General features: G+C 73.9%; 1 protein-coding gene. It reads left to right on the top strand.

Translation table 11 applies throughout. The features are described 5' to 3' along the window. Nucleotides 1-13: 13 nt before the first annotated feature. Nucleotides 14-11,032: a type I polyketide synthase gene (locus ABGB01_RS42475; protein ID WP_347779695.1), complete on the top strand. Its 11,019-nt coding sequence runs from the start codon at nt 14-16 to the stop codon at nt 11,030-11,032. Nucleotides 11,033-11,035 lie beyond the last annotated feature (3 nt).

Raw genomic sequence — 11,035 nt, 5'->3', positions numbered from 1 at the left:
AAGGGCTAGTTCGATGGCAAACGAAGACAAGCTCCGGGGCTACCTGAAGCGGGTCACGGCCGACCTGCACCAGACCAGGCAGCAACTGCGAGAGATCGAAGGCAGGGAGCACGAGCCGATCGCGATCGTCGGCATGAGCTGCCGCTACCCCGGCGGGGTCACCTCGCCCGAGGAGCTGTGGCGGCTCGTCGACGGCGGCGGCGACGCGATCTCCGAGTTCCCCACCGACCGGGGCTGGAGCGAGAACCTCTACCACCCCGACCCCGACAACCCCGGGACGACCACGGCGCGCAAGGGCGGCTTCGTCTACGACGCCGCCGACTTCGACGCCGGCTTCTTCGCCATCTCCCCGCGCGAGGCGTTCGGGACCGACCCGCAGCAGCGGATGTTCCTGGAGTCGTGCTGGGAGGCGTTCGAACGCGCCGGCATCGACCCGGCCTCGGTGCGCGGCAGCCGCACCGGCGTCTACGCCGGCGTCATGTACCACGACTACTTCCGGGCCGAGGCGCTCGGCAGCGTCATCTCCGGTCGCGTCTCGTACGCGCTCGGCCTGGAGGGGCCGGCGGTCTCGATCGACACGGCCTGCTCCTCGTCGCTGGTGGCCCTGCACCTCGCCGTGCAGGCGCTGCGGCGCGGCGAGTGCTCGCTGGCGCTGGCCGGCGGCGTCACCGTCATGGCCACCCCCAACACGTTCATCGAGTTCTCGCAGCAGCGCGGGCTGTCCGCCGACGGCCGGTGCAAGTCGTTCGCCGACTCCGCCGACGGCACCGGCTGGAGCGAGGGCGTGGGCGTGCTGCTGGTCGAGCGGCTGGCGGACGCCCAGCGCAACGGCCACCAGGTGCTGGCCGTCATCCGGGGCAGCGCGGTCAACCAGGACGGCGCCAGCAACGGCCTGTCCGCCCCGAACGGGCCCTCCCAGGTCCGGGTGATCCGGCAGGCGCTGGCCAACGCCGGGCTGTCGGCCTCCCAGGTCGACGCCGTCGAAGCACACGGCACCGGCACCACCCTGGGCGACCCGATCGAGGCGCAGGCGCTCATCACCGCGTACGGGCAGGACCGTGACGGCGGCCGGCCGCTCTGGCTGGGCTCGTTCAAGTCGAACATCGGCCACGCGCAGGCCGCCGCGGGCGTCGGCGGCGTGATCAAGATGGTGATGGCGTTGCGGAACGCCACGCTGCCGCGCACGCTCCACGTGGACGAGCCGTCCACGCACGTCGACTGGTCGGCCGGCGCGGTCGAGCTGCTCACCGAGGCCCGGGAATGGGAGCGGGACGAGGCGCCCCGCCGCGCCGCCGTCTCCGCCTTCGGCTTCAGCGGCACCAACGCCCACCTGATCATCGAGGAGGCGCCGGCCGAGGACGAACAGGAGGCCGCCGGGCTCACCCTCCCGCTCGTGCCGTGGGCGGTCTCCGCCCGCGACCGGCAGGCGCTCGCCGCGCAGGCGGAGAGGCTGGCCGACTGGCTGGACGAGCGGCCGGACCTGCGCCCCGCCGACGTGGGCTGGTCGCTCGCCACCGGGCGGGCCTCGCTGGACCAGCGCGCGGTCATCGTGGGGGAGAGCAGGGACGAGCTCATGGCCGGGCTCCGGGCCCTGGCCGGCGGCTCCGCCGCGCCGGGAACCGTCACCGGTGCGGGGGCGGGCGGCAAGGTCGCCTTCCTGTTCGCCGGCCAGGGCAGCCAGCGGGTCGGCATGGGCGCCGCGCTGGCCGAGACGTTCCCGGTGTTCGCCGACGCGCTGGAGGACGTCTGCAAGGTCCTCGACCCGCTGCTGCCGCACCCCATCAGGGACGTGATGTTCACCGACCCCGACGGTGTGCTGGACGAGACGGGCATGACCCAGCCCGCGCTGTTCGCCTTCGAGGTGGCGCTGTACCGGCTGCTGACCTCGCTGGGCGTCGAGGCGGACGTGCTCGCCGGGCACTCGGTCGGCGAGATCGCCGCCGCCCACGTGGCGGGGGTGCTCTCGCTCCCCGACGCCTGCACGCTGGTCGCCGCCCGCGCCCGGCTCATGCAGGCCCTGCCCGCGGGCGGCGCCATGCTCGCCGTCGCCGCACCCGAGGCGGACGTGCTGCCGCTGCTGGAGGGCAGCGCCGGCCGGGCCGGCATCGCCGCCGTCAACGCGCCGGGCGCGGTCGTCGTCTCCGGCTCGGCGGCGGACATCGACGAGATCGCCGAAGCGCTCGCCGGGCGGCAGGTGCGCACCCGGCGGCTGCGTGTCTCCCACGCCTTCCACTCGCCGCTGGTCGAGCCGATGCTGGAGGAGTTCGGGCAGGTCGCCGGGTCGCTGACGTACCACGAGCCCGCCATCCCCGTCATCTCCGACGTCACCGGCAGGAAGGCGGAGGCCGGGCAGCTCACCGACGCCCGCTACTGGGTCGACCACGTACGCCAGGCGGTCCGCTTCGCCGACGCCGTCACCGCCGCCCGCGCCGGCGGCGCCACGGTGTTCGTGGAGATCGGCCCCGACGGGACCCTGACCAGCCTGGCCAGGCAGACGCTCGACGGCGACGACGCCGCGGCCTTCGTCACCGCCGCGCGCAAGGACCGCGACGAGGCCCGCGCCTTCGCGGAGGCGCTCGGCCACCTGCACTGCCGGGGCGTCACCGTCGACTGGAACGCCTACTTCGCCGACGCCTGCCCCCGGCGTGTCGACCTGCCCACGTACGCCTTCCAGCGCAAGCGCTTCTGGTACATGCCGGGCACCGCCGCGGCCGAGCAGCCGGCCGCGGACTCCGTCGATCCCGAGTTCTGGGCGGCGGTCGAGCGGGAGGACGTGGCCGCCCTCGCCGCCACGCTCGGCATCGAGGACGGCTCCCCGCTGGCCGCGATCCTGCCGGCGCTGTCGTCCTGGCGGCGGCGCAGGCGCGACCAGGACGTGCTCGACTCCTGGCGCTACCGCGTCACCTGGGAGCCCCTCACCGTTCCCGGTGGGAAACCTCCCGCGCTGTCCGGCACGTGGCGCGTCGTCGCCCCCGCCGGCAGGGACGCTGACAGGACCGCCGGCAGGGCCGCGGACGACGCGGTGAGCTGCGTTGTCGACGCGCTCGAACGGCACGGGGCCCGGTGCGTGACGGTCCGTGCCGCCGGCAGGGAGGACCTCGCCGCGCTGCTGCGCGAGGACGACCCGCCGGCCGGCGTGTTGTCCCTGTTCTGCGGCCCGGCCGAGACGCTCGCGCTGATGCAGGCCATGGACGACGCCGGCGTGGACGCGCCGCTCTGGGTCGCCACCGACGGCGCCGAGAGCGTCAGCCGGGTCGACCTGCTGCGCGACCCCGAGCAGGCCGCGGTCGCCGGGCTCGCCCGCGTCTTCGGCCTGGAGCACCCGGGCCGCTGGGGCGGCCACGTCGACCTGCCGGAGACGATCGACCAGCGGGTGGCGGCCCGCCTGGTGGCCGTGCTCGCCGGCATCGGGGACGAGGACCAGGTGGCCGTCCGCGCCTCGGGCGTCTTCGCCCGCAGGCTCACCAGGGCGCCCAGAACGGGCACCGGTCCCGCCGAGGGCCGGCGGCCGCGCGGCAGCGCACTGATCACCGGCGGCACCGGCGGCCTCGGCGCGCACGTCGCCCGGTGGCTCGCCGGCAGCGGCGCCGAGCACCTCGTGCTCACCAGCCGGCGCGGCGCCGACGCCCCGGGAGCCGCCGAGCTGGTGTCCGAGCTGGAAGAGCTCGGCGCGCGGGTGACCGTGGCCAAGTGCGACGTGGCCGACGGCGACGCGCTCGCCGCACTCGTACGCGGGGTGGAGGACGGCGGCGACACCATCCGGTCGGTCTTCCACACGGCGGGCGTGCCCCACATCCAGGCGATCACCGGGCTCACCCCGGACGAGCTGGCCCAGGCCACCCAGGCCAAGATCACCGGAGCGGCCAACCTGGACCGGATCCTCACCGGCCCGCTCGACGCCTTCGTGCTCTTCTCCTCCGGCGCCGGCATCTGGGGCGGCGCGCACAACGGCGCCTACGCCGCCGGCAACGCCTACCTCGACGCGCTCGCCGCGCACCGCCGCGGCCGCGGCCTCGCCGGCACGGCCGTCGCCTGGGGATTCTGGGACGCCGCGGGCGGCGGCATGACCACCCTCCTCGACGAGGAGGACGCCCGCAGGACCGGCGTCACGTTCATGGATCCCGCGATCGCCATCGACGGCCTGCGGCAGGCGCTCGACGACGGCGAGGGCAACCTCGTCATCGCCGACGTCGACTGGGCGCGCTTCACCCCCGTCTTCACCGCCTCCCGGCCGCGCCCGCTGCTCGACGGCGTACCCGAGGCCCTCGCGGCCCGCGAGAACGAGACCGAGACCACCGCCGAGTCCTCGGAACTGCGCGCCCGCCTCCTGCCGATGAGCGACGAGGACCGCGAGCGCCTGCTGGTGGAGCAGGTGCGCGAGCAGGTGGCCGCCGTGCTCGGGTACGCCCCCGCCGAGGTGGAGGTGGACCGGGCCTTCAAGGACCTCGGCTTCGACTCGGTCACGGCGGTCGAGTTGCGCGGCCGGCTCAACGCCGCACTCGGCGTCCGGCTCCCCGCGACCGTGATCTTCGACTACCCGAACGTCAAGGTGCTCGCGAGCCTGGTCCGCGACGAACTGCTCGGCACGCAGGCCGAGATCGTGCCCGCGAGCGGAGCGGGCGGCCCCGTCGCCGACGACCCGATCGTGATCGTCGGGATGGCCTGCCGGCTGCCCGGTGGCGTGCACAACGCCGACGACCTCTGGCGGCTGGTCTTCGAGGGCAGGGACGCCATCTCCCCGCTCCCCGGCAACCGCGGCTGGGACGTCGACGGCATCTACGACCCCGACCCGGACGCGCCGCTCGCCTCGTACACGCAGGACGGCGGATTCGTGTACGACGCGGGCGAGTTCGATCCGGCGTTCTTCGGGATCTCGCCGCGTGAGGCCCTGGCCATGGACCCGCAGCAGCGGCTCCTCCTCGAGGCCTCGTGGGAGGCCATCGAGCACGGCAGGATCGCCCCCGCCTCGCTGCGCGGCACCCGTACCGGCGTGTTCGTGGGCGCCGCCTACGAGGAGTACGGCCGCAACTCCGACCAGATCCCGCTGGAATCGGTGGGGCACCTCGTCACCGGCACGCTCAGCAGCATCGTGTCCGGACGGGTCGCCTACACGCTGGGCCTCGAAGGCCCGGCCGTGACGGTCGACACGGCCTGCTCGTCGTCGCTGGTGGCGCTGCACCTGGCCGTGCAGGCGCTGCGGAACGGCGACTGCGACCTCGCGCTGGCCGGTGGCGTGACGGTGATGTGCAGCCCCGTCGGGTTCATCGGGTTCAGCCTGCAGGGCGCGCTCGCCAGGGACGGCAGGTGCAAGTCCTTCGCCGGCGCGGCGGACGGCTTCGGGCTGTCGGAAGGCGTCGGGATGGTGCTGGTGGAGCGCCTGTCGGATGCCGAGCGGCTGGGGCATCGGGTGCTGGCCGTGGTGCGGGGCAGCGCGGTCAACCAGGACGGTGCGAGTAATGGTCTGACGGCGCCGAATGGTCCGTCGCAGCAGCGGGTGATCCGGCAGGCGCTGGCGAATTCGGGTCTGTCGGCGGCTGAGGTGGATGCGGTGGAGGCGCATGGCACGGGTACGACGCTGGGTGATCCGATCGAGGCGCAGGCGTTGCTGGCGACCTATGGTCAGGATCGCGACGAGCCGCTCTGGTTGGGGTCGGTGAAGTCGAACATCGGTCATACGCAGGCGGCTGCGGGTGTGGCGGGTGTGATCAAGATGGTGATGGCGCTCCGCCATGGGGTGTTGCCGAAGACGTTGCATGTGGATGAGCCGTCGCCGCACGTGGACTGGTCGGCCGGCGCGGTCGAGCTCCTGACCGAGCCGCAACCGTGGCAGCAGAACGGGCACGTCCGCCGCGCGGCCGTCTCGTCGTTCGGGATCAGCGGCACCAACGCCCACGTGATCATCGAGCAGGGGCCTGCCACGGAGCAGGAGCCCGAGCCGATGAGTGAGCCGGTGGATGGGGCGCCGGTGGTGCCGTGGGTGGTGTCGGGCCGGAGTGCGGAGGCGTTGCGGGCTCAGGCGGGCCGGCTGGCCGATGCGGTGGCCGGTGTGGGGGCCGGTGTGGTGGCCGGTGTGGGTGCTGGTGCGCGGCCGGTGGATGTGGCGCATTCGCTGGTGGTTTCGCGGTCGGTGTTCGATCACCGTGCGGTGGTGGTGGGTGCTGATCGGGATGAGCTGGTGGCGGGGTTGCGTGAGCTGGCCGATGGTGCCGCCTCGAGTGTGGTGCAGGGCGTTGCCGGTGGTGGCGGTAAGCCGGTGTTCGTGTTCCCTGGTCAGGGGTCGCAGTGGCTGGGGATGGGTGTGGAGCTGCTGGACGCTTCGCCGGTGTTCGGGGCGCGGATGGCTGAGTGTGAGGCGGCGCTGGCTGCGTTCGTGGACTGGTCGTTGACGGGTGTGTTGCGGGATGAGGACGGCCAGCCGGGTTATGACCGGGTGGATGTGGTGCAGCCGGTGCTCTGGGCGGTGATGGTGTCGCTTGCGGAGGTGTGGCGCTCCCTCGGTGTGGTCCCGGCGGCGGTGGTCGGGCATTCGCAGGGGGAGATCGCCGCGGCGGTGGTCGCGGGGGCGTTGTCGCTGGAGGACGGCGCGCGGGTGGTGGCGCTGCGTAGCCAGGCGATCGTGGCGCTGGCCGGCCGTGGTGGTATGGCGTCGGTGCCGCTCGGCTCGGTTGAGGTGGGTGAGCTGCTGGAGCGCTGGGACGGCCGGTTGTCGGTTGCGGTGGTGAATGGTCCTGCCGCGACGGTGGTGTCCGGTGATGTGGATGCGATCGATGAACTGCTGGCTCATTGTGAGGGCCAGGGGGTGCGGGCCAAGCGGATCGATGTGGACTACGCCTCGCATTCGGCGCATGTGGAGGCCATCGAGGAGGAGCTGGCGCGGTTGCTGGCTCCGGTGAGGCCGCGCGAGGCGGAGGTGGCGTGGTACTCGACGGTGCGGCGGGAGTGGTTGACCGGTGCCGAGGTCGATGCCTCGTACTGGTTTGAGAATCTGCGGCGGACGGTGTGGTTGGAGCCGTCGGTGGGTGCGTTGGTGGAGCAGGGCTTCGGGGTTTTTGTTGAGGTCAGTGCGCATCCGGTGTTGACGATGGCGGTGCAGGAGACGGTTGAGCGTGCTGGTGGGGAGGTGGTGGTGTGTGGCACGTTGCGGCGTGATGATGGTGGTCTTGCCCGGGTGTGGTCGAGCGCGGCGGAGTTGTGGGTCCACGGCGTCGACGTCGACTGGCCGCAAACCTACGCCGAGTCCGGCCCGCGGATCATCGACCTGCCCACCTACGCCTTCCAACACCAGCACTTCTGGCTGGAGGAGCGCACCGTGGTCGCGGGCGACGTCGGCGCGGCCGGGCTCGGCGCGGCCGGACACCCCCTCCTCGGCGCGGCGGTCTCGCTGGCCGACGCCGACGGGGTACTGCTCACCGGAAGGTTGTCGCTCAGGACCCACCCGTGGCTGGCCGACCACGCGGTCAACGGCCAGGTGCTGCTGCCCGGCACGGCATTCGTCGACCTGGCCATCAGGGCAGGCGACGAGGCCGGCTGCGGCCTCCTCGAAGAGCTGACCATCCAGGCGCCGCTCATCGTGCCCGAGCGCGGCGCCGTTCAGCTCCAACTGGCCGTGGGCGCCGCCGGTGAGGACGGGCGGCGGCAGCTCACCGTGCACAGCCGGCCCGACGGCGGGACCGCCGACGACCCGTGGACCTGCCACGCCAGCGGCGTGCTCGCCCCGGTGACCGCGCCCCCGCCCGCGCAGGAGACGGCCGCATGGCCGCCCGAGGGCGCGCAGCCGCTCCAACTGGACGGCATGTACGACTGGCTCGGCGAGGTCGGCCTGGGCTACGGACCGATCTTCCAGGGGCTGAAGGCCGTCTGGCGGCGCGGCGAGGACCTGTTCGCCGAGGTCGCCCTGCCGGACGACACCGGCACCGGCGGGTTCGGGCTGCATCCCGCGCTGCTCGACGCCGCGCTGCACGCCGTCGCGCTCAACGCGGCCACCGCGGAGGACGGGCCGCGCATGCCGTTCGCCTGGACGGGCGTGCGCCTGCACGCGACGGGCGCCGCGTCGATCCGGGTACGGCTCACGCCCCGCGACGCCGACCGCGTGGCGCTGGCCGTCACCGACACCACCGGCGTGCCCGTCGCCGACGTGGACTCGCTGATCCTGCGCCCCCTGCCCGCCGAACTCGGCACGCCGGCACGAGACGCGGACGACGACGCGCTCTACACGCTCGAATGGGCGCCCGTCCCCACCGGCGAACCCGCGGGGGAGCAGCGGTGGGCGGTCGTCGGCGACCCGTCGGCCCTTCCTGCAGCGGAAACGCACGACACCGTGGCCGACCTGATCGCCGGCGGGCAGGTGCCCGAGTGGGTGGCCGTACCGCTGGAGGGCGGGCACGGCGGCGATCTGGCGGCGGCGGTGCACGACCGGACCTGCGACGTGCTCGACCTGCTGCGTACGTGGCTGGCCGACGAGGACCACCCGGCGTCCAGGCTCGTCCTCATCACCCACGGCGCGGTCGGCGCCACGGCGGACGACGAGGTGGCGGACCTGGTCAACGCCGGAGTCTGGGGCCTGGTCAGGTCCGCGCAGTCGGAGACCCCCGAACGGGTCGTCATCGCCGACCTCGACCGCGACCCGGAGTCGTACCGTGCGCTGCCCGCCGCGCTCGCGACGGGGGAGACCCAGCTCGCGATCAGGAAGGGCACAGCGTACGCGCCCCGCCTGGCCCGCCCGGGCAGCGGCGGCGCGCTCGTCCCGCCCGCCGAGGCGGTGAACTGGCGGCTGGACGTGACCAGCCGCGGCACGGTCGACGACCTCGCCCTGATGCCCGCGCCCGTCGCGCCGCTCGCCCCCGGCCAGGTGCGCATCAGCACCCAGGCCATGGGGCTGAACTTCCGCGACGTGCTGATCGCCCTGGACATGTACCCGGGTGACGCGCCCATGGGCGGCGAGGGCGCCGGCGTCGTCATCGAGGTGGCGGACGACGTCACCGCGTTCGCGCCGGGCGACCGGGTGATGGGCATCATCGACGGGTTCGCCCAGCAGGCGGTCGCCGACCACCGGATGCTCGCCCGCATCCCCGGCGACTGGTCGTACGCGCAGGCCGCGTCCGTGCCGATCGCCTTCGTCACCGCCTACCACGCCCTGGTGGACCTGGCCGGTCTCCAGGCCGGCGAGTCGCTGCTCGTGCACGCCGCCGCCGGCGGTGTCGGCATGGCCGCGGTTCAGCTGGCCCACCACCTGGGCGCCGAGGTGTACGGCACCGCGAGCGAGCCCAAGTGGCCCGCGATACGGGAGCTGGGAGTCCCGCAGGAGCGCATCGCCTCCTCCAGGACGCTGGAGTTCGCGCGGACCTTCGAGGCGGGCGTGGACGTCGTGCTCAACTCCCTCGCCGGAGAGTTCGTGGACGCCTCGCTCGGCCTGCTGCGGCCCGGCGGGCGCTTCATCGAGATGGGCAAGACGGACGTGCGCGACCCCGATGGCCTGCCCGGAGTTCGCTACCAGAACTTCGACCTCACCCTGCTCGACCCGTCCAGGACCGGCGAGATCCTGGCGGAGATCGCCGAGCTGTTCGAGCGCGGCGCGCTCCGCCTGCCGCCGCTGCGAACCTGGGACGTGCGCCGCGCCCCCGAGGCGTTCCGGCACGTGGCCCAGGCCCGCCACATCGGCAAGGTCGTGCTGACCGCGCCGCCCGCGTTCGACCCCGACGGCACCGTGCTCGTCACCGGCGGCACCGGCGCGCTCGGAGCCATGGCCGCCCGGCGCCTGGTCACCGAGCACGGCGTCCGGCACCTGGTGCTGGCCGGCCGGCGCGGCCCCGCCGCCGACGGCGCGGCGGCGCTGGAGGAGGAGCTGACCGGGCTGGGCGCCGCCGTACGGATCGTCGCCTGCGACGCCGCCGACCGCGACGCCCTGGCCGGGCTGCTCGCGGCGATCCCCGCCGAGCACCCGCTCACCGGGGTCGTCAGCACGGCGGGTGTGCTCGACGACGGCATGATCTCGTCGCTCACCCCGGAACGGGTCGCGGCCGTGCTGCGCCCGAAGGTGGACGCGGCCGTGAACCTGCACGAGCTGACCGAGCACCTCGACCTGGCGCAGTTCGTCCTGTACTCGGGCGCGGCCGGCGTGCTCGGCAGCCCGGGCCAGGGCAACTACGCGGCGGCGAACACGTTCCTGGACGCGCTCGCCCGGCACCGCCGGGCCCGCGGCCTGGCCGCGACCTCCCTGGCCTGGGGCCTGTGGACGCCGCAGAGCGGCAGCGGCATGACCGGGCACCTCGACGAGGCCGACCTGGGCAGGCTCAGCCGGTCCGGCATGGGGGCGCTCGAGGTCGGCCAGGGCCTGGAGCTGTTCGACCGGGCACTGGGCGCGGACGAGGCGGCGCTCGTACCGATCAACCTCGACCTCGCCGTCCTGCGCGCGGGAGCGGCCAAGGGCTTCGGGCACCCGATGTTCCGCGGCCTGGTCCGCATCGCCACCCGCCGCGCGGTGGTGGCGGCCGAGGCGCCGCAGGCCGACTCGCTCACCGACCGGCTGGCCGCCCTTCCCGACGACGACCGGCTGCCGATGCTGCTCGACCTGGTACGCGGCCACGTCGCCGCGGTGCTCGGCTTCCCCGGGCCCGAGGCGGTCGAACCGGCACGGGCGTTCAAGGAGATCGGGTTCGACTCGCTGACGGCCGTGGAGCTGCGCAACCGCCTGAAGACGGTCACCGGGTTGCGGCTGCCGGCCTCGCTGGTCTTCGACTACCCGAACTCCGCCGCGCTCGCCGGGCACCTGCTGGAGGAGCTGGCGCCGCCGGCCCACAGCGCCGAGCAGCAGATCCTGGCCGAGCTCGACCGGATCGAGGCCAGGCTGGCCGTCATGGCGGCCGGCTGCGCCACCGCCGGCGAGATCACCTCCCGGCTCGAACAGCTGGCCTTCTCGTGGAAGGAACGGCACCACGAGGCCGACACCACCGCCGAGGACGTGGCGGGCCAGCTCAGCTCGGCGACCGCCGACGAGATCATCAACTTCATCGACAGCGAACTCGGACTCTCCTGAGCA

This window comes from Nonomuraea sp. B5E05 (assembly GCF_039880665.1).
Lineage (GTDB): Bacteria > Actinomycetota > Actinomycetes > Streptosporangiales > Streptosporangiaceae > Nonomuraea.
The sequence above is the reverse complement of the archived record's forward strand: the minus strand, read 5'-3'. Positions and strand labels throughout refer to the sequence as shown.